Raw genomic sequence first — 20161 nt, forward strand, 5'->3', positions numbered from 1 at the left:
GGTGCACGGTGAGTTGCTGACGCTGGCGCCGTTCGGCAGCGCCGACGGAGTGGTGGCCCGCGGGGCGGCCCGGCTGGTCACGATCGCCAGCGGTTTGGACCGTCATGGGCTGGGAGTGCCCGAGGTGACCTGGATGCGCAACGCGCGCGACTACCGGCGGGCGGCGGCCGACTTCGCGACCGGTTCAACCGAGGGTGTCAGCGCCTGGCTGCTGCTGTGTTGCGGTGCGATGCGCACCGGTGCGCTCGATGCGCTGGGGATTGCTGAGGCGGGTCGCTAGGCGCCGATTCGGGCCGCTCGAGCTGGGCCTGGAACTAACGAAGCGGGCGGCGCTCCGAATGATTCGGCTCGCCGCCCGCTAGCACGGTACACGGTTACCAAGCGTCCAACTTGGGCTGCGTGGGTGGCCTCGGCGCTCCTGCGGTGTTCTTCGGCTGCAACCCCACCCAAAGGGTTGGCAACACCGATCACGTTCCGCAATTACGCAGGCCCGCAACACTTCTGCCATCTTCGCGGCTGTGGCTCCGCGTGGGTACCGCTCTCCGTACTGGGAAGTGCGGCTCGGGAGATCGATCCTTCTCTTCCGGGTCGACCCTGGCCTTACCGGCTTCCGTGCTTCCTTTGTACTACGTGACGCACGACACAGCAAGGCCCAATCGCATATGGCGGGTGCCGCGTCATCGGATTGTGATCAGCGATATTTGCTGGAGGCGGGATCAGGGCACCAGTCGTCGCAGCAGGGAGTAGGTCAGCGCGCCGGCAGCCAGTGCGCTGACGCCGACCGCGGCAGTGGTGGCCAGCGCGGCACCGGAGGGCGCGGGGATGCGGTCACGCAGCGACACCGGCCGCGAGAAGGTCAGCACCGGCCAGCCGTTGGCGATCGCCTCTTTGCGGAGTGCGCGGTCGGGGTTCACCGCCGACGGGTGCCCGACCACCTGCAGCATCGGCAGGTCGGTGATCGAGTCCGAGTAGGCGTAGCAGTGCTCCAGCGGATAGCCCTCGCGAGCGGCCAGCTCGCGGATGGCCTGCACCTTGCCTTCGCCGTAGCAGTAGAACGCGATCTCGCCGGTGTACTTGCCGTCGGCCACGACCATCCGCGTCGCCATGGCATGGGTGGCGCCCAGCGCTCGGGCGATGGGCGCCACGATCTCCTCGCCGGAGGCCGACACCACCACCACGTCGCGGCCGCAGAGTTTGTGATCGGCGATCAGCTCAGCCGCCTCGGCGAAGATCAGCGGCGTGACGATGTCGTGCATCGTCTCGTTGACGATCGCCTTGACCTGTTCCACGTTCCAGCCGGTGCACATGTTGGTCAGGTGGGCGCGCATTCGCTCCATCTGATCGTGGTCAGCGCCGGACAACAGCATCAGGAATTGCGCATAACTCGACTTGAGCACGGTCCGACGGTTGATCAGTCCCTGGTCCATAAAGGGTTTGCTGAAGGCCAACGCGCTGGACTTCGCAATGACCGTCTGATCGAGGTCCAGGAACGCTGCCGTACGGGTTCGAGGGGCCGGGAAAGGTGCCGCAGGGTCGGTTGCTGACGTAGGCGCTGAGTGCGGCTGCGGGGTGGATGCGGTCACCGCCACAGCATAGGTGCGAGCGGTCTGCTAGCCCGGTGCTACGGAAGAAAGAGCACTTCACACGTAGTGCGAGATTTAGGTCGCCATTTGATAGCAACACTTGCAAACACTTGCGCCGGACCACCCATTCGTGTGTATAGTGGCATCACTCGGCTTATGCTGAGGGTGTATCGGCCCGACCCCCCGGGGTTGATACGCGACGACCTCCGCCTCCTCCCCCCCTGGCGGGGGTCGTCTTTTTTATCCGGTAATTAGTTCGCCGGAGAGTCCTCACACTGACTGGAACGTGTTGCAGATTCAGCTTTTCGTACGATTAGTTTGGTTCTAGCGATAACGCATAACTTCGAGTTATCCCCAGTTGGAAATTTCATCCACACTTGCCACGGATCGGGTGTTGCGCCGGGCGGCGTCGCGCCACAGTGAGGCGGTGAGCACAGCCGCCGGCCTGCTGGCCCTTGTTACCGAACCGGTGCTGCGCGACGAGCTGGACCGGGTGGCCGCGGCGGCGGGTGTACGCGTCATTCACCTCGGCACCGAGATACCGAACCGCAGGGCGTGGTCGGCTGCCGCCGCCGTGGTGCTGGACGAGGAGGCTGCCGCCCGGTGCGGTCCGGCCCGGTTGCCGCGCCGCCCCCACGTCGTCGTGCTCGCCGGCGGCCCACCCAGCACCCTCACCTGGCAAGCCGGCGTCGCCGTCGGGGCGCACCGGGTGCTTGCCCTGCCCGCCGAAGGCAATGAGCTGGTGGCCGCCCTGGCCGAAGCCGGTGAGTCGGTGCGCGACGGGGCGCGCCGCGGCGACGTCATCGCGGTGATCGGCGCACGCGGGGGAGCGGGCGCATCGCTGCTGGCAACGGCACTGGCCCAGCATGCCGGTGATGCGCTGCTGGTCGACCTCGACGCGTGGGGCGGGGGCATCGATCTGCTGGTGGGCACCGAGAACGCTGCCGGCCTGCGCTGGCGCGACTTGGCGCAGCACAGCGGGCGGCTGACCTGGTCGGCGCTGCGCGAAGCGCTGCCCCGCCAGCGCGGGGTCAGTGTGCTCTCCAGTGCCAGCCGGGGCGACTCGGCCTATCAGGCCACTGACGTCGACGCCGGCACCGTCGACGCTGTCGTGGATGCGGGCCGTCGTGGCGGGGTCACCGTGGTCTGCGACCTTCCCCGGTCGTTGGTCGATCCCGCCGAAACCGCGCTGAGCGCCGCCGATCTCGTGGTTGTAATCAGCTCCTGCGACGTACGGTCGTGCGTGGCCGGCGCCGCGGTCGCACCGCGGTTGCGCGCGGTGAATCCGCACGTCGGCCTGGTCGTGCGCGGACCGTCTCCCGGCGGACTTCGGGCTGCGGAGGTGGCAGAGATCGTCGGGTTGCCGCTGCTGGCCGCGTTGCGCGCCGAACCCCGACTGGCCGAGCGCCTCGAACACGCGGGTCTGCGCTTGCACCGCCGCTCCGCACTGACGGCGGCGGCCGGCCGGGTCCTTCAACTGTTGCCACACCGGAAAGACCTGGCGTCATGAGGGATTCGCTGATCGACCGGGTCCGGGAACGCCTGGCCTCAGAGTCTGGGTCATCGGAGCTGCACCCCCGCGCCGTGGCCGCAGCGATCCGGGCTGAATCCGGCGGTGTGCTCGGCGATACCGAAATGCTCTCCAGCCTGCGCGTTCTGCAGACCGAACTGACCGGCGCCGGCGTGCTGGAACCACTGCTGTGTGCCCCGGCCACCACCGACGTTCTCGTCACCGCCCCGGATGCGGTGTGGGTCGACGACGGAGCGGGATTGCGGCGCAGCGAGATCCGGTTTGCCGATGAAGCCGCTGTGCGACGGCTGGCGCAGCGGCTGGCGGTCGCTGCGGGACGTCGGCTCGACGACGCCCAGCCGTGGGTAGACGGGCAGCTGCACGGCTTCAACGTCGGCGGCACCGGCGAGTTCAGCGTGCGCCTGCACGCGATTCTGCCCCCGGTTGCGGCCGACGGGACGTGCTTGTCGTTGCGGGTGCTGCGTCCGGCCACCCAGGACCTGGTCGCACTGACCGCCGCGGGCGCCATTGCGCCGCAGGCCGCCGCCCTGCTGTCCGAGATCATCGCCGCCCGGCTGGCGTTTCTGGTCTCCGGCGGTACGGGAGCCGGAAAGACAACCCTGCTGGCCGCTCTGCTCGGCGCAGTCAGCGAAGGCGAGCGGGTGGTGTGCGTGGAGGATGCGCCCGAGCTGCAACCTCGCCACCCCCACCTGGTCCGACTGGTGGCCCGCGCGGCCAACGTCGAAGGTGCCGGCGAGGTGAGCTTGCGCGATCTGGTCCGGCAAGCGCTGCGGATGCGGCCGGATCGGTTGGTGGTCGGCGAGGTTCGGGGCGCCGAAGTGGTCGACCTGCTGGCCGCATTGAACACCGGCCACGATGGCGGTGCCGGGACCGTACACGCCAACAGTTCGGCCGAGGTTCCGGCCCGCCTGGAAGCGCTTGCCGCTTTGGGTGGTCTGGACCGCGCCGGCCTGCACAGTCAGCTGGTATCAGCGGTCCAGGTGCTGATGCACGTCGGGCGGGACCGCGCCGGCCTGCGGCGACTCACTGACATCTCGATGCTGCGCCGCACTGCCGCCGGGCAGGTGCAGGTCGCGGCGGTGTGGCAAATCGGACGCGGACTGACCGACCACGCCGCCGAATTCCGCGCCCTGCTGCGCGAGCGGATGCCGGCGTGAGCGGGCCCGCGACTGCGGCACTGGCGCTGGCAGCGGCGATCCTGCTCGGTGCTTCGCCACGCCGCCGCATCGCACCGGCCGGCCGCCCGGGCCGCGGTGCGGTCGCCGGGTGGGTCAGTCGTGGGAGCCTTATCGGCGGGGTGGCCGGCGTCGCTGTGCTGGCCGCACTGGTCCTGCCGCGCAGCACCTGTCTGGCTGCCGTCGTGTTGGGAACCACTGCCGTCCTGCGTCGCCGCCGTGGTCTGCGCCGGGGTCGGGCCGTTGCGGAGGCGCGCGCCCTGGAGACCGCGCTGGATGCGCTGGCCGGTGAGCTGCGCGTCGGAGCGCACCCGGTGCGGGCGTTCGCTCTGGCGGCCGCCGAATCCGAGCATCCCGCGGTGGCCGCCGGCCTGGGCGGTGTCGCCGCTCGGGCGCGGCTCGGGGCCGATGTCGCGACCGGCCTGCGTGAGGCGGGCGTGTCCTCGGCGCTGCCGTCGCAGTGGGAGCGGCTGGCGGCCTATTGGGAACTCGGCGGGCACCACGGCTTGGCGATCGCCACGTTGATGCACGCCGCGCAACGCGATATCGCTGCCCGGCAAAGGTTCTCGGCGCGTGCCGAAGCCGGCATGGCCGGCGCCCGGGCCTCGGCGACGCTCTTGGCCTGTCTGCCGCTGCTCGGCGTGCTGCTGGGGCAGCTGATCGGAGCTCGGCCGGTGGTCTTTCTGCTCGGCGGAACGGGCGGGGTGCTGTCGCTGATCGGGATAGGTCTGGTCTGTGCCGGGCTGCTGTGGTCAGACCGGATCACCGCTCAGGCGGGCGGTGTCCTATGAGCGCCGCTGCGATCTTGCTGGCGGCGGCGGTACTCGCGGCCGCCGGACCGGCGACGGCGCGGGGGCGGGCCCGGCCACCCCGGCCAGAGCGGCCGTCCCCACGGCAGCCAGTCCCAGGCTCCGATGCGTTGGCCCTGGCGGCCGACCTCGAGGTGTTCGCGCTCTGTCTGACCGCGGGGATGTCCGTGTCCGGGGCGGCTACGGCCACCGCCCGGCACGCGTCGCCGGCGCTCGCGGCGGCATTGCACCGCGGGGCGGACCTGCTGGCGCTGGGTGCCGAACCGGGCGTGGCCTGGTCCGCGCCGAACGGTCAGGCTGCCGGCGCACTCGACCCGACGACTACCGCGGTGCTACGCATGGCCCGACGCTCGGGATCATCGGGCACCGCGCTGGCCGGTGGGCTCGGCGAACTTGCCACGCAGTGTCGCGACGAGGCGGCGCATTCGGCGACGGCCGCCGCAGAGCGGGCCGGGGTGTTGATCGCCGGGCCGCTCGGACTGTGCTTTCTGCCCGCATTCGTGTGCCTGGGCATCGTGCCCGTCGTGGCCGGCCTGGCCGGCGATGTGCTGCGGTCGGGCCTGCTGTGATCGGGCGATGCATCGCCGACAGGCCCCACCAGCCGGAAAAGGTTACCGATGAAGGAGGTTGTGTGAGCACACGTATAACTCAGACGCGCAACATGTTTCGCGTTCTATCACTGAAGATGGTGCTGCTGGCATCCGATGACTCCGGGATGTCCACGGTGGAGTACGCGATCGGGACGATCGCTGCCGCGGCGTTCGGCGCGATCCTCTACACGGTGGTCACCGGTGATTCGATCGTGTCGGCACTGAACCGGGTGATCGGGCGCGCGCTAAACACCAAGGTCTGACGGGTCGTGCGCGGCCGTGCGCGATTCGTCGGGGACACCGGCGCCAGCACGGTCGAGGCGGCGTTCGCGCTGGCGACCCTGGTCTGCGTGCTGGTGTTCTGCCTGGCCGGGATCACCGCGGTGTCCGCCCAAATCCGCTGCGTCGACGCCGCGCGGGAAGCCGCCCGGCTCGCGGCGCGCGGCGACGCCTCGGCGGTCGCCGTGGTGGTACGACGAATCGCGCCCGACGGTGCGACGGTCCGGCTGCGCTCCGAAGGTGACGTGGTGGTTGCCCGCGTCACCGCCCGGCCGGCTCTGTTGCCCGGCTTGGCGATCAGCGCCGAAGCGGTCTCCGCGGTCGAGCAGTCGCGGTGAGGCCGGCGGGGCCACCGTGGCCGCGGCCGCGATGGTCGCGGTGCTGCTCAGCGTCACCGGCGGCGGCTTCGTGCTCGGTGGGGCGGTCATCGCCCGACACCGTGCCCAGGCCATCGCCGACCTGGCGGCCCTGGCCGGCGCGGGCCGGGTGCCCGCCGGACCCGCCGAGGCCTGCGCGCACGCCAGGATGCTGGGCGCGCGGATGCGCGCCGGTGAAATCAGCTGCACGGTCGACGGACTCGATGTGGTGATCACCGCTGCGATGCCGGTGCCCGGTTGGCGATTTGGCCCCGCCCGGGCGACGGCGCGCGCCGGGCCCGCCGGCTAGGGAGCCTTCCCAGCAGCGCTCAAGCCGGCCTCGGCGAGTTCGGCCTCGTTAGGCAGTCGCAGCGCGACCATCCCGGCCACGGTCCCCTCGTCGAGTTCCACCTGGGTGATGGTCACGTGGACCGGCGCCCAGCCGCCGTCGTGCTGGCGCAGTCGCAGCACCCCGCTGACCGGCCCTTGCGAGCGGGCCATCTCGTTCTCCATCCGGGTGGCCCGCTCCTGATCGTCTGGGTGAACCCGCGATGCCGCCGGATTGCGCCAGTCGTAGAGCGGACACGGCTCATCCAGCCACTTCAGCAGTCGCCGGTTGGACAGATCGCCCATGGCCCGGTACACGCCCGGCTGGGCCAGTGCGCGCAGGATCTGCTGTGCCAAGTAGTCGGGGCGTTGCACTACGCCATCGAACTGGCAGCGCCAGTTCATCCCGCGTGTCACCAGATGCACCCGCCCGCCGGGGACGGTCTCGCGCGCCGTGCGGACCACGAAGCCCACCCGAATGGTCTCACCGGTGAAATCGGTGACATCCCAACTGCTGCAGATGGTCTGTCCGGGCTCGGCGCGGATCGCCAGGGCCAGCACCTTGTTCTCGTTCGGGCTGAACTCACGGGCGGGCAACTCTTCGACGAACGCGCGGCCGTGAGTGGCCTCCACCTCCGGGTCCTTGCCGCTATTGATCAGCGACTCCCTGGTGTCAGTGGCCACCCCCAGCGTCAGGTCCCACTTCAACGGGCCGGGGATGGGGCGCTCGGGCGGCTCCATGTCGGCCGGTCCCGTCCAGACGTGCACCCCGTGCACCCGGCCATCGGACATCACCACCGGTTCGGTGCGGATCACCCGATCGCGGCGGGGCGTGATGCTGGCCAGGGCCTGCCCGGTCCGAACCGATTCGGCGATCGCGGTGTGAATAGCCGCGAGGTGTGGGCTGCGTCTCAGGAACTGGGCCAGCGACACGAGGTTCTTCAGCTGGCGGCCCTGCGCGACGACTACCGGTTCACTCCCGAGGGTTTCTACCAGCAACCAGTCGTGCGCCATAAGTCGGGATATTACGACTACTGCCCTTCTACCAGCGTCAACAGTGAGTAATTTCCCGGATTCGACGCTCGCTTGCCGCCGGACGGCGCGCCCCCGAGTTGCGGGGGGTCCGTTGCAGCCGGTAACTTACGGCCGCATCCGGTCATGTGCCGGTTTGGGAACGGATCGCATCTCTCGACCGTTCGTCTTACTGTCCCGCGTGTCCCGTCGCGCGGTGACGCTCGTCACTGCGACGCAGTTGACGGGGTAAGGGCTCGGGGGAGTCGGCCGTTCGGGGGGTCGGCCGACTCCCGCAGTCATTCCGGGCCCGCGGGCGAGCCGTCGAGGTTGCCGAGCACCAATCGCAGCACTCGCACCGCGCCTTCCTTGTCCAACGGGTCATTGCCGTTACCGCACTTGGGCGATTGCACGCACGACGGGCAGCCGTGCGGGCACTCGCAGGATTCGATCGCCTCCGCGGTGGCGGTAAGCCAGGTGGCCGCCGCGCGGAACCCGCGCTCGGCGAAGCCGGCGCCACCGGGGTGGCCGTCGTAGACAAAGACACTGGGAAGGCCGCCCAGCGCGTCCGGGCCCACCGCGGTGGACAGGCCTCCGATGTCGCCGCGATCGCAGCTGGCCACCAGCGGGAGCAGCCCGATCGCCGCGTGCTCGGCGGCGTGCAACGCCCCGGGGATCGCAGGTCCGGCGACCCCGCGGTCCGCCAGCGCGGCGGCAGTGACGGTGTAGACCACCGCCATGGTGGGCAACGTCGCCGGCGGAACGTCCAGGTCGATGAAGTCCAGCACCTCCCCGGTCGGCAGCCGCCGCAGATAGCCGACGATCTGGCGCGTCACGGTCACCGGCACCAGGCCGAGACTGACCGGACCGAACCAGGCGCGTTCGCCTTGCCCCGTCACGTCGATGTCGGTGATCTCGCGTGCGAACGTGGCGTAGCCGGGGTCCTCGGCGTGCACGAACGCGATCTGCCGCTCGGTATCCAGCGAATCGACCACATAACTTTCACCCTGATGCAAATACACCGCGCCGGTGTGCACCGTGGCCGGCGCTCGCCCGGCGTCGACGCTGCCCAGCAGGCGGCCGGTGCCGGCTTCCACGATCACCACCTGCCCGCCCGCCGACCCGCGGATCTCCACCGTCGCGTGCGGTTCGAGCCCGGGCGCCGGGAAGTACTTCTGCGACCGCCGTCGCAACAGTCCGTCGTCGACCAGACCGTCGGCCACCTGCTCGGCGCCCAACTGCGCCACTTCGGCGACGGTCAACGGCAGTTCGGCGGCCGCACACAGCAGCTGCGGCCCCAGCACGTAGGGGTTTCCCGGGTCGATCACCACCTGTTCGATCGGCTTGTCCAGCAGCGCCGCGGGGTGATGCACCAAATAGGTGTCCAGCGGGTCGTCGCGAGCGACCAAGACGATCAGTGCCGTCTGGCCCCGCCTACCCGACCGGCCGGCCTGCTGCCAGAACGAGGTCACCGTGCCGGGGAAGCCGGCCATCACCACCGCATCCAACCCGGCGATGTCCACACCGAGTTCCAGGGCGTTGGTAGTCGCCAGGCCATAGAGCTCACCGTCGGCCAGCGCGCGCTCCAAGGCACGGCGATCCTCGGCCAGGTAGCCGGCCCGGTAGGAGGCGACCTTGTCGACCAGCGCCGGGGCGACCGATTCCAGCCGGGTGCGGGCCGCCAGCGCGGTGAGTTCCGCCCCGCGACGCGAGCGCACGAAGGTCAGGGTGCGGGCCCCCTCGGCGATCAGGTCGGCCATCACCCGGGCCGCCTCGGTACCGGCGGCGCGGCGCACCGGCGCACCGTTCTCGCCCGTCATATCGGTGCGCAGCGCCGGCTCCCACAGGGCCACCGTCCGGGCCCCGTGCGGCGAGCCGTCCTCGGTAACCTCGGCGACGGGCCGGCCGATCAGCGCCGACGCGCTGGCGCCCGGTGACGCGGTGGTCGCGCTGGCGAAGATCAGGGTGGGCCCGGCCGCCGCACCCGGCGCCGCATAGCGCTCGCACAACCGCAGCAGCCGTCGCAGCACCATCGCCACGTGTGAGCCGAAGATTCCCCGGTAGTAGTGGCACTCGTCGACGATCACGAAGCGCAGCCCGCGCAGGTAGGCCGCCCAGCGGACGTGGTTGCGCAGCAGCGACAGGTGGATCATGTCCGGGTTGGAGAACACCCAGCGGGACCGCTCCCGGGCGAACCGGCGGATCTCGGCGGCGCTGTCGCCGTCGTAGGCGGTGGGCGCCACGGCTCCGGCCGCGCCACTGAGGCGTGGCACCGCCGCGGTCAGGCTGTGCGCAGCGCGCAGCTGATCGTGCCCCAGCGCCTTGGTCGGTGACAGGTAGAGCACCCGGGCGCGCGGATCGGTCGCCAGTGCCTGCAGCACCGGGAGTTGATAGGCCAGCGATTTCCCCGAGGCCGTGCCGGTGCTGATCACCACGTGACTCCCGGCGTGCGCCAGGTCGGCGGCGGCCAGCTGATGCGACCACGGCGCCTCGATCCCGCGCCCGGTAAAGGCGCTGATCACGTCGGGATCGGCCCACTTCGGCCAGGCTGCGGTACGGCCCGCCGACGCCGGCAGGTCGGCGACGTGACGCAGTGGATCCTCACCCGTTTCCACCCCGGCGAGCGCGGCGGCCAGCAATTCACCGCCGAAATTCGCCATCGTTGGTCCCATCTTAAATTGCCCGGTTTATGCGGCGGTCCCAGCTTCGCCTCTCCTACGTCGAGCCTCGCTGAACCGCCGGGTTTATGCGGCGGTCCCAGCTTCGCCTCTCCTACGTCGAGCCTCGCTGAACCGCCGGCCTCGAATGCCCGCCGCCGTATTGTTCACCCTTCGGCCGAGATTTCGGCACCGCAGTCTGTCCTCGGCGCGACGAACATGGTTGACTGATGGACGGTCGTAGCTTCTGTGTTCGTGTTAAGCCTTCGCAGGATCTGTGGTTGCGGCCGCAGTACCCGCGGGGGTGTGTCGGTGGCAGCATCGACCGACCGCCAGGGTACGGCGGCCGGAACAGGCCCGGGGCAGCGAAAATCGGTGCCCCGAACAACGGTGCGCACTGCACCGGGCAAGAAGAGTAAGGAAAGATCGACAAATGCCACAGGGAACTGTGAAGTGGTTCAACGCAGAAAAGGGCTTCGGCTTCATTGCGCCTGAAGACGGGTCGGCGGACGTGTTTGTCCACTACACGGAAATCCAAGGGTCCGGCTTTCGCACCCTCGAGGAGAACCAGCGGGTGGAGTTCGAGGTCGGCCAGAGCCCCAAGGGCCCTCAGGCCACGGGCGTCCGCGCCGTCTGAGCCACGGAATTTGACGTCACCCCCCGGGCAGCTCCCGCCAACGGAGCTAAGCCGGGGGGTTTCGTTTCGGGCAGGTAGGACCGCCCCGGCTGCCGCCGGATGGTGGACCGGCTTACTGTCGGTGACGTGAGCCAGCTTTCCTTCTTTTCGGCAGAGTCGGTGCCGCCCAGCGTTGCCGACCTCACCGGGGTGCTGGCTGGCCCGGGACAGATCGTCGTGGTGGGCGATGGCGCGCGACTGTCGGTCGTGGTCGACGCCCCCTGGCGAGCTGTGGCACTGGCCGAGTTGATCGGCGAAGCCGGTCTGCCGTCCGAGGTCACGCGCACCGAGGAAGACACCCCGCTGGTGCGGACTGCGGTTGACACGCGCCTGCGCGCGCTGGCGCAGGCCTGGACCCGCGGGGCGGTCAAAACGGTGCCGCCGCAATGGCTGCCGGGACCACGTGAACTACGAGCATGGACACTGGCGGCCGGAACCGCCGAGGACGACCGATACCTACTCGGCCTCGACCCGCACGCACCGGACACCCACGAGCCGCTGGCCTCGGCGATGATGCGGGTGGGGATCGCGCCCACCCTGATCGGGACTCGTGGCGGCCATCCGGCGCTGCGGATCACCGGCCGCCGCAGGTTGTCGCGGCTGGTCGAAAACGTCGGGGAACCGCCCGCGGACCCCGAGGCGTTGAGTCAATGGCCGCGTGTCGGAGCCACGATTCCGGGCCATGCGGGCGGTCTTTGAGACAATGCACTGCTGAGCGCCGGTTTGCATCGGCACGGGCGTGAGTGCGAGATTGTCAGTTGTCCACCGGCGGCGTGACGCGGCGGTGCGGACAGAAGTGGAGTGGTAAGCGCAAGGTGGCTGACTCTAAGACGGTGAGCGCCCGCAATGGCGATCAAACACCCGTGCGGCGGCTCGTCATTGTCGAGTCGCCGACCAAGGCACGGAAAATTGCGAGCTACCTGGGACGCAATTACGTCGTGGAGTCCTCCCGAGGACATATCCGAGACCTGCCGCGCAACGCCGCCGACGTACCGGCGAAGTACAAGACCGAAGCCTGGGCGCGATTGGGCGTCAACGTCGACGCCGACTTCGAACCGCTCTACATCGTCAGCCCCGACAAAAAGAGCACCGTTGCCGAGCTCAAGGGCCTGCTCAAAGACGTCGACGAGCTCTATCTGGCCACCGATGGTGACCGGGAGGGCGAGGCGATCGCCTGGCACCTGCTGGAGACCCTGAAACCGCGCATCCCGGTCAAACGGATGGTGTTCCACGAGATCACCGAGCCGGCGATCCGCAACGCCGCGGAGAACCCCCGCGACCTGGACATCGACCTGGTAGATGCGCAGGAGACCCGACGCGTCCTGGACCGGCTGTACGGCTACGAGGTCAGCCCCGTGCTGTGGAAGAAGGTCGCGCCGAAGCTGTCGGCGGGCCGCGTCCAGTCGGTGGCCACCCGCATCATCGTGCAGCGCGAACGCGAGCGGATGGCGTTCCGCAGTGCCTCCTACTGGGACGTGGTCGCCCAACTGGACGCCAGCGTCTCCGACCCGTCGGCCTCCCCGCCCAACTTCAGCGCCCGCCTGGTCGCCGTCGACGAGCTGCGGGTGGCCAGCGGCCGCGACTTCGACTCGCTGGGCGCGCTGAAGAAGCCTTCCGAAGTCACCGTCCTCGACGAGGCCGCGGCCACCGCACTGGCCACCGGCCTGCAAGGCGCGTCGTTGTCGGTCACCTCGGTGGAGGAGAAGCCCTACACCCGGCGGCCCTACGCGCCGTTCATGACCTCGACGTTGCAGCAGGAAGCCGGCCGCAAGCTGCGGTTCTCCGCCGAGCGGACGATGAGCATCGCCCAGCGGCTCTACGAAAACGGCTACATCACCTATATGCGTACCGACTCGACGACGTTGTCGGCCAGCGCTATTGATGCCGCCCGCACGCAGGCCCGCCAGCTCTACGGCGAGGAGTACGTGTCGCCCTCGCCGCGGCAGTACACCCGCAAGGTCAAGAACGCCCAGGAAGCCCACGAGGCGATCCGGCCGGCCGGCGAGACGTTCGCCACCCCCGACGCGGTGCGCAACGAGCTGGGCAGCGACGAGTTCCGGCTCTATGAGCTGATCTGGCAGCGCACCGTCGCCTCGCAGATGGCCGACGCCCGCGGCACCACCCTGAGCCTGCGGATCGGCGGGAACTCCGGGTCTCAGCAGGTGACGTTTGCCGCCAGCGGCCGCACCATCACCTTCGCCGGCTTCCTCAAGGCCTACGTGGAGACCGTCGATGAGCTGGCCGGCGGTGAAGCCGACGACGCCGAGCGGCGACTGCCCCAGCTGACCCAGGGCCAGCGGGTGGACGCCACCGAGCTGACCCCCGACGGGCACGCCACCAACCCGCCCGCGCGCTACACCGAGGCCTCACTGGTCAAGGCGCTCGAAGAGCTGGGCATCGGCCGGCCGTCGACGTACTCCTCGATCATCAAGACCATCCAGGACCGCGGCTACGTCTACAAGAAGGGCAGCGCCCTGGTGCCCACCTGGGTGGCCTTCGCGGTGATCGGCCTGCTCGAGCAGCACTTCGGCCGGTTGGTCGACTACGACTTCACCGCCGCCATGGAGGACGAGCTCGACGGGATCGCCGCCGGGCGCCAGCGCCGGGTCGACTGGCTGCACAACTTCTACTTCGGTGGCGACTACGGGGTCGAGGACTCGATCGCCCGGGCCGGCGGCCTGAAGAAGCTGGTCGGGGTCAACCTGGAGGGCATCGACGCCCGAGAGATCAACTCGATCCGGCTGTTCGATGACGCCGAGGGCAGGCCGGTTTATGTGCGGGTGGGAAAGAATGGGCCCTACCTGGAACGGATGGTCACCGGTGACGACGGCGAGCCGACTCCGCAGCGGGCCAACCTGGATGACTCGCTGCCGCCGGACGAGCTGACCCTGGCGCTGGCCGAGGAACGCTTCGCCACCCCGCAGGAGGGCCGGTCGCTCGGCATCGACCCGGTCAGCGGGCACGAGGTCGTCGCCAAGGACGGCCGCTACGGCCCGTATGTCACCGAAGTTCTGCCGCCGCCCCCGGACGACGAGTCCGGCAGCACCGCCAAGAAGGGGAAGAAGCCGACCGGCCCGAAGCCGCGCACCGGTTCGCTGCTGCGCAGCATGACCCTGGAAACCGTCACACTCGACGACGCCCTGAAGCTGCTGTCGTTGCCGCGGGTGGTCGGTGTCGACCCCGAGTCCGGCGATGAGATCACCGCGCAGAACGGCCGCTACGGGCCATACCTGAAGCGCGGCACCGATTCTCGGTCGCTGGCCACCGAGGAGCAGATCTTCGAGATCTCCCTCGAAGAGGCGCTGAAGATCTACGCCGAGCCCAAACGCCGTGGCCGCCAAGCAGCGGCGACCGCGGCGCTGCGGGAGTTGGGTGCCGACCCGGCGAGCGGCAAGCCGATGGTGATCAAGGACGGCCGATTCGGTCCGTACGTGACCGACGGCGAGACCAACGCCAGTCTGCGCAAGGGCGATGAAGTGGCCACGATCACCGATGAGCGTGCCGCCGAACTGCTCGCCGACCGGCGGGCGCGCGGGCCGGCTAAGAAGGCCGCCAAGAAGACCGCCCGCAAGGCGCCGGCGAAAAAGTCACCGGCGAAGAAGGCTGCCGCGAAGAAGGCCGCCAAGAGCTGAGTCAGTCGGCTGCGGCCGCGGGCTCGGCGTCCTCGGCCGGAATCGGTTCCAGCGCAGCGAGATTCAACGGTCGCGCCAGCTGAGTGGGAGCGGCACGTCCGCGCAGTTCGACGATCTCGCCCACTTCCCAGCACAGCGCCTCGGCGTCGACCGCGCCGCTGACCGCCACCGCCGAAGCCAGCACGTGGCCCGGCTCCAGCTTGGCCAGCTCGGTCAGCCGGGCGGCCTCGTTGACCGGGTCGCCGATCACGGTGTACTCGAAACGGGCGCGGGCGCCGATGTGCCCGGCGATGGCCCGTCCGGCCGACACCCCGATGCCGAACTCTTCGGACTCAAGCACCGGCAGCAGGCCGTCGTGCAGTTCGCGGGCCGCTGCCAAGGCCGCGCTCGAGGCGTCCGGATGCTCGATGGGCGCTCCGAAGATGGCCAGCGCCGCGTCGCCCTGGAACTTGTTGACGAAACCGCCGTGCCGTCCAACGGCCTCGACCACGACCCGGAAGAACTCGTTGAGCAGGTTGACGACCTCGCTGGGCGGCCGAGTCGCGGCCAGCTGGGTGGAACCCACCAAGTCGATGAAGAGCACCGCCACGTCGCGTTCCTGGCCGCCCAACTCGGTGCCACGCTCCAAGGCGCGCCGCGCGACATCCTCGCCGACGTACCGGCCGAACAGGTCGCGTAGCCGCTGCCGCTCGGCCAGGTCACGCACCATGTCGTTGAACCCGGCCTGCAGCAGCCCGAGCTCGCTGGCGTCGTAGATCTGCATGTGCGCGTTGTAGTTGCCGCGCTGCACCTCGCCCAGCGCCCAGCGCAACTGCCGCAGCGGGTCGGCGATCGACATGGACACCAGCACGGTGCCGGCCAGACCGATGACCAGGGCGGCCAATGCCATCAGCAGGATCGGGGTGAACAGTTTGTCCGGTGAGGCGTTGAGCAACGACGCCTTGTCGGCCAGCACCGAAAGCACAATCGCCAGTACCGGTACCCCAGTCGACAGCAGCCAGGTCAGCAGCTGGCGCAGGATGACTCCGGGTGCCCGCAGATTCTCCGGCGTGCCGTCACGCAGCGCCGCGACGGCCACGGGGCGCAGCACCCGCTCGGACTGCAGGTAGCCGATGATCGCGGTGGCGGCGGCGCCCAGGGCGGTCGCGGTCACCACGATCGGTACGACGTCGTAGACCACCTGCCAGCTGATCACGACGAACACCACGCCGCCCACCGCCCAGTAACAGATGCTGATCAGCGAGCGGTAGAACGGCATCCGCAGCGCCCGCGACCTCGCCAGCTCGGTATCTGCCGGATCGGAATCGCCGTTGGTCTCCAGATCGGCGAGCAAGGCCTCGCGGCGTTGCCAGCGGAACACCGGCATCAGTAGGGCGGTGCTGACCGAAAAGCCGAAGGCGAACAGGCACAGCAGCACCACGGCGAACAACGCCAGGTTCAGGCGCGGCAGGTCCTGCAGATTGATCCGGTCTTCGTCCGGCAGGCCGAACCGCAGAAAACCGAAGACGAACAGCGATCCGATGATGTCGGCCTGCAGCATGCTCAGCGTGAAGACCGGCCAGGGAGTGCGCACGACCCAGCGGACGAATCGGTTGATCCGCCCGACCAGGGTCGTGGTGCTCACCAGCACACCGTATCGGGCGAGAGGGGGAATGACCGAGGCTGATGGCTTGTCATGTCCGGGGCATGTCCGGTCAAGCCACTACTGTGACCGATGATGTCCGGGGTTTTCGCGCGTTTGGTGGGCCAGCAGTCGGTCGAAGCCGAGCTGCTGGCTGCCGCGCGGGCATCTCGACGTGATTCAGCACACAGCGGCATGACCGCCGGCGGTATGTCACACGCGTGGCTGATCACCGGCCCGCCCGGATCGGGCCGGTCGATCGCAGCGGTGTGTTTTGCCGCGGCGCTGCAGTGCACGGCCGATGAGTCCGAGGGCGGGCCCGGCTGCGGCCAGTGCCGTGCCTGCACCACGACGATGGCCGGCACCCACGCCGACGTGCGGCAGGTGGTGCCGGAGGGGCTGTCCATCGGCGTCGACGAGATGCGGGCCATCGTGCAGGCCGCCTCCCGGCGTCCCGGCACCGGCCGTTGGCAGATCGTGGTGGTCGAGGACGCCGACCGGCTCACCGAGGGCGCGGGCAACGCCCTGCTCAAGGTCGTCGAGGAGCCGCCGCCTTCGACGGTGTTCCTGTTGTGCGCTCCCTCGGTCGACCCCGAGGACATCGCCATCACACTGCGGTCCCGGTGCCGCCACGTGGCCCTGGTGACCCCGCCGCCGGCGGCTATCGCCCAGGTACTCATCGACGCCGACGGGCTTGACCGGGAGACCGCGGACTGGGCGGCCGCGGTCAGCGGCGGGCACGTGGGGCGGGCCCGGCGGCTGGCCACCGATTCTGAGGCCCGGCAGCGTCGCCAGCGGGCCCTGTCGCTGGCCCGCGACGCGGCGACCCCGTCGCGGGCGTTCACCGCGGTCGACGAGTTGGTGGCCGCGGCGGAGTCCGAGGCCCGGGACCTGACCGCCGACCGCGACGAAGCCGAGACCGAGGAACTGCGCACCGCGCTGGGCGCCGGCGGCACCGGCAAGGGCACCGCCGGTACGCTGCGCGGCACCGCCGGGGTGATCAAAGACCTGGAGCGCCGGCAGAACTCGCGCCAGAAGCGGGCCGCCCGCGATGCGCTGGACCGGGCCCTGATCGACCTGGCCACCTACTTCCGCGACGCCCTGCTGGCGGCCACGGGCTCGGCCGGCATCGCCCGGCCGAACCATCCGGACATGACCGATGCGGTGGCGGCGATCGCCGCTCACGCGTCGCCGGATCGGCTGTTGCGCTGCATCGAGGCGGTGCTCGAGTGCCGCGACGCCCTCGCGGCCAACGTCAAGCCCCGCTTCGCCGTCGGAGCCATGGTGGCCACCGTCGGGCAGGCGCTGCGAGACGACCTGTAGACTGACCCGGCCCGGTTTAGGCGGGGCGCGCCACCTTAGCTCAGTCGGTAGAGCAATTCACTCGTAATGAATAGGTCAGGAGTTCGATTCTCCTAGGTGGCTCCACCAGCTCGACCCTCACGTTATTGACAATGATTGTCAATAACCGGCGCTGCGCGCTAGCCTGAGAGCCGCGCACCGCACCGGCCCAACGGTCGTTGCCGATGCGCGCCAGACCGCGCCGATGAAACGAGCAATCCCGTTGTCCAGCAACGCCAAACCCGAAGTCTCGTCACTCTTTCGCTACGTGGAGACCCTGCACGCCGACCGAGAGTGGGGCGCCATGCTGGATTCCGGCGCCGGAGTGAAGTCCCTGCAATGGATCCAGGCGCTGCCGACCGACCGGTGGACGGCGATCACCGCGGCGCCTGGCATGGCCGAGGCGACACGTGCCGCGCTGGGCGACGGAATCCGGCCACAAGACCAGCTGTTGGTCGGCAACTGGATTGATGACAGCCTGCTCGCCGGCGAAACCTTCGACACCGTGCTGGTCGACTATCTCGTCGGCGCGATCGAGGGCTTTGCCCCGTACTGGCAGGACCAGGTGTTCGCAAGATTGCGCCCCCTGGTCGCCGACAACGGCCGGCTCTATGTCATCGGGCTGGAACCCTACGTTCAGTACCAGCCCAAGACCGAAAGTGGCCGCATCATTTGGGAAATCGGCCGGGTCCGCGACGCGTGTCTACTGCTGGCCGGTGAACGGCCCTACCGCGAATATCCCCTCGAATGGATGCTGCGGCACCTCGAGCGGGCCGGGTTCGGAATCGTGGAGAATCGACGCTTCCCGATTCGATACGGACCCAATCATGTCAACCGCCAGCTTGATATGTGCCGCAGGCGACTGCAACGCTTCGGCTCCGCGGCGCTCGGCAGCTCGATGCTCCAGTATGTCGAAGAGCTACGGCTTCGAGCGCTGATCGTCCTCGCGCGCGAAGGTGGCCTGCGGCACGGTCACGACTACGTGATCGCCGCGGAACCGCTGCCCTGAACGTGGCTTTAGATGTACATCGCCGGGTCGATGTAACTGGTCGGGTCCACCAGCGGCTCCCGCTGTTTCTCGGTGCGATGGCGCACCGCAGCCGGGATTCCGGTGGCGATGCAATCCTCCGGGACATCCTGGGTGACAACGGCATTGGCGCCGATCGCACTGCCGTCTCCGACGGTGATAGGACCGAGGACCTTCGCGCCGGCGCCCACCGTGACACCGTTACCGATGGTCGGGTGGCGCTTGCCGTGACTCAGCGAACGTCCGCCGAGGGTGACGCCGTGATAGACCATGACGTCATCGCCGATCTCGGTGGTCTCGCCGATCACCACGCCCATGCCGTGGTCGATGAAGAACCGCCGCCCGATGGTCGCGCCCGGGTGAATCTCGATGCCGGTGGCGAATCGGGTGGCCTGAGCCAGCAGGCGGGCCACCCCGCGCAGTGCCGGCCTGGCCCACAGCCGATGCGCGATTCGATACGACCAGATCGCATGCAGACCCGAATAGACCAGCGCGTTCTCGAAGTCCCCGCGCGCGGCCGGGTCATGCTCGCGCGCGTTGCGCAGGTCCTCGCGCAGCCGCGCCAACACACCACTCATAGGTGTGATCATTCCCGAATGTGCTCGAACAGCGGCGTGGAGATGTAGCGCTCGCCGAAGTCGGGGACCACCACCACGATCAGCTTCCCGGCGTTCTCGGGGCGCTTGGCCAGCTCGAGGGCGGCCCACACGTTGGCGCCGGCCGAGATTCCGCCGAGGATCCCTTCCTCGGTGCCCAGCGCGCGAGCAACCCGGATGGCGTCGTCGAATTGCGCGTCGATGATCTCGTCGTAACAGTCGCGGTCGAGTACCTCGGGGACGAAGTTGGCGCCCAGGCCCTGGATCTTGTGCGGACCGGGGTCGGCGCCGTGCAGGATCGCGGAGTCCTTGGGCTCCACGCCGACGATCTGGACCTCGGGCTTGCGGGCCCGCAGGGTGTGCGAGACGCCGGTCAGCGTGCCGCCGGTACCGATGCCGGCGACGAAGATGTCGACCGCGCCGTCGGTGTCCTTCCAGATCTCTTCGCCGGTCGTCCGTTCGTGGATGGCGGGGTTGGCCGGGTTGGCGAACTGGTCTGCGGACAGGGCGTTGTGGGTGTCGGCAACGATCTGCTTGGCCCTGGCCACCGCGCCGGCCATGCCCTCGGAGCCGGGCGTCAGCACGATCTCCGCGCCGTAGGCGCGCAGCATCACCCGGCGCTCGGTGGACATGGTGTCCGGCATGGTCAGGATCACCTTGTAGCCACGAGCGGCACCGACCATCGCCAGGGCGATGCCGGTGTTGCCGCTGGTGGCCTCGACGATGGTGCCCCCGGGGCGCAGCTGGCCGGACTTCTCCGCGGCATCGATGATCGCAACGCCGATGCGGTCCTTGACGCTGTTGGCCGGGTTGTAGAACTCGAGTTTGGCCGCCACTTGAGCGCCCAGTCCCTCGGTCAGCCGGTTGAGCCGCACCAGCGGTGTGTGGCCGATCAGCTCGGTGACGTTGTCGTAGATCCTGCCCATCAAATGCCCTTTCCTACCAAGGCC

18 protein-coding genes, 1 tRNA gene and 1 pseudogene are annotated in these 20161 nt (G+C 69.4%); 14 read left to right on the plus strand and 6 right to left on the minus strand.

The window, feature by feature from the left end:
- A pseudogene (locus tag LI94_RS02955) lies at window positions 1-280 on the plus strand (oxidoreductase); the annotation flags it as partial.
- A gap of 436 nt (window positions 281-716) precedes the next feature.
- Here LI94_RS02955 and LI94_RS02960 read toward each other — a convergent pair.
- On the minus strand, window positions 717-1583 hold the full coding sequence (locus tag LI94_RS02960; protein ID WP_046300277.1) for an HAD-IB family hydrolase: 867 nt from the start codon (window positions 1581-1583) through the stop codon (window positions 717-719).
- Between the two features lie 427 nt (window positions 1584-2010).
- On the opposite strand from LI94_RS02960, the gene ssd reads away from it, so the two are divergent.
- From ssd to LI94_RS02995, 7 genes are all read left to right on the plus strand, one after another.
- A complete protein-coding gene (gene ssd / locus LI94_RS02965; protein WP_125078755.1) occupies window positions 2011-3093 on the plus strand; it encodes a septum site-determining protein Ssd in 1083 nt (360 codons plus the stop codon).
- On the plus strand, window positions 3090-4271 hold the full coding sequence (locus tag LI94_RS02970; RefSeq protein WP_046300250.1) for a TadA family conjugal transfer-associated ATPase: 1182 nt from the start codon (window positions 3090-3092) through the stop codon (window positions 4269-4271). The genes ssd and LI94_RS02970 overlap by 4 nt, the downstream gene beginning before the upstream one ends.
- Entirely contained in the window at window positions 4268-5080 is an 813-nt protein-coding gene (locus tag LI94_RS02975; protein ID WP_046300251.1) for a type II secretion system F family protein, read from the plus strand. Before LI94_RS02970 ends, LI94_RS02975 begins: the two co-directional genes overlap by 4 nt.
- Complete coding sequence (locus tag LI94_RS02980) at window positions 5077-5667, plus strand: type II secretion system F family protein (protein WP_046300252.1); 591 nt, start codon at window positions 5077-5079, stop codon at window positions 5665-5667. Before LI94_RS02975 ends, LI94_RS02980 begins: the two co-directional genes overlap by 4 nt.
- A 92-nt stretch (window positions 5668-5759) precedes the next feature.
- Entirely contained in the window at window positions 5760-5951 is a 192-nt protein-coding gene (locus tag LI94_RS02985) for a DUF4244 domain-containing protein (RefSeq protein WP_024441735.1), read from the plus strand.
- A gap of 6 nt (window positions 5952-5957) precedes the next feature.
- Window positions 5958-6305 carry a TadE family type IV pilus minor pilin gene (locus LI94_RS02990; RefSeq protein WP_024441734.1) on the plus strand — a complete coding sequence of 116 codons (348 nt, stop codon included), beginning with the start codon at window positions 5958-5960 and terminating at the stop codon, window positions 6303-6305.
- Between the two features lie 16 nt (window positions 6306-6321).
- Entirely contained in the window at window positions 6322-6633 is a 312-nt protein-coding gene (locus tag LI94_RS02995; RefSeq protein ID WP_046300253.1) for an Rv3654c family TadE-like protein, read from the plus strand.
- Here LI94_RS02995 and LI94_RS03000 read toward each other — a convergent pair.
- Complete coding sequence (locus LI94_RS03000) at window positions 6630-7664, minus strand: PAS domain-containing protein (RefSeq protein ID WP_046300254.1); 1035 nt, start codon at window positions 7662-7664, stop codon at window positions 6630-6632. The two genes, LI94_RS02995 and LI94_RS03000, sit on opposite strands and share 4 nt — an antisense overlap.
- Before the next feature lie 296 nt (window positions 7665-7960).
- Complete coding sequence (locus LI94_RS03005) at window positions 7961-10321, minus strand: DEAD/DEAH box helicase (protein WP_046300255.1); 2361 nt, start codon at window positions 10319-10321, stop codon at window positions 7961-7963.
- Window positions 10322-10751: 430 nt separating this feature from the next.
- Here LI94_RS03005 and LI94_RS03010 point away from each other — a divergent pair, with 430 nt between their 5' ends.
- The 3 genes from LI94_RS03010 (at window position 10752) to topA (ending at window position 14626) form a co-directional block, all read left to right on the plus strand.
- Window positions 10752-10955, plus strand: coding sequence for a cold-shock protein (locus tag LI94_RS03010; RefSeq protein ID WP_005138711.1), 204 nt, complete (start codon window positions 10752-10754; stop codon window positions 10953-10955).
- 126 nt (window positions 10956-11081) lie between these two features.
- Window positions 11082-11693 (plus strand): hypothetical protein, encoded by a 612-nt coding sequence (locus LI94_RS03015; protein ID WP_046300279.1) that lies wholly within the window; start codon window positions 11082-11084, stop codon window positions 11691-11693.
- Between the two features lie 116 nt (window positions 11694-11809).
- Window positions 11810-14626: a type I DNA topoisomerase gene (topA, locus tag LI94_RS03020; RefSeq protein ID WP_046300280.1), complete on the plus strand. Its 2817-nt coding sequence runs from the start codon at window positions 11810-11812 to the stop codon at window positions 14624-14626.
- A 1-nt stretch (window position 14627) separates the two neighbouring features.
- Here the strand turns inward: topA and LI94_RS03025 are convergent, their stop codons facing one another.
- Window positions 14628-16280 carry an adenylate/guanylate cyclase domain-containing protein gene (locus LI94_RS03025; protein WP_152664738.1) on the minus strand — a complete coding sequence of 551 codons (1653 nt, stop codon included), beginning with the start codon at window positions 16278-16280 and terminating at the stop codon, window positions 14628-14630.
- A 63-nt stretch (window positions 16281-16343) separates the two neighbouring features.
- Between LI94_RS03025 and LI94_RS03030 the strand changes: the two genes are divergently transcribed.
- The 3 genes from LI94_RS03030 (at window position 16344) to LI94_RS03040 (ending at window position 18597) form a co-directional block, all read left to right on the plus strand.
- Window positions 16344-17570, plus strand: coding sequence for a DNA polymerase III subunit delta' (locus tag LI94_RS03030; protein ID WP_192830895.1), 1227 nt, complete (start codon window positions 16344-16346; stop codon window positions 17568-17570).
- Window positions 17571-17599: 29 nt separating this feature from the next.
- Window positions 17600-17675, plus strand: a tRNA-Thr gene (locus tag LI94_RS03035).
- 118 nt (window positions 17676-17793) lie between these two features.
- On the plus strand, window positions 17794-18597 hold the full coding sequence (locus LI94_RS03040) for a class I SAM-dependent methyltransferase (RefSeq protein ID WP_046300257.1): 804 nt from the start codon (window positions 17794-17796) through the stop codon (window positions 18595-18597).
- Window positions 18598-18605: 8 nt separating this feature from the next.
- On the opposite strand, the gene epsC is transcribed toward LI94_RS03040, so the two are convergent.
- Complete coding sequence (gene epsC, locus LI94_RS03045; protein WP_046300258.1) at window positions 18606-19193, minus strand: serine O-acetyltransferase EpsC; 588 nt, start codon at window positions 19191-19193, stop codon at window positions 18606-18608.
- A gap of 8 nt (window positions 19194-19201) precedes the next feature.
- On the minus strand, window positions 19202-20137 hold the full coding sequence (gene cysK, locus LI94_RS03050) for a cysteine synthase A (protein WP_046300259.1): 936 nt from the start codon (window positions 20135-20137) through the stop codon (window positions 19202-19204).
- Window positions 20138-20161 lie beyond the last annotated feature (24 nt).

Source organism: Mycobacterium sp. UM_Kg27, assembly GCF_000972905.1.
Classification (GTDB): domain Bacteria; phylum Actinomycetota; class Actinomycetes; order Mycobacteriales; family Mycobacteriaceae; genus Mycobacterium.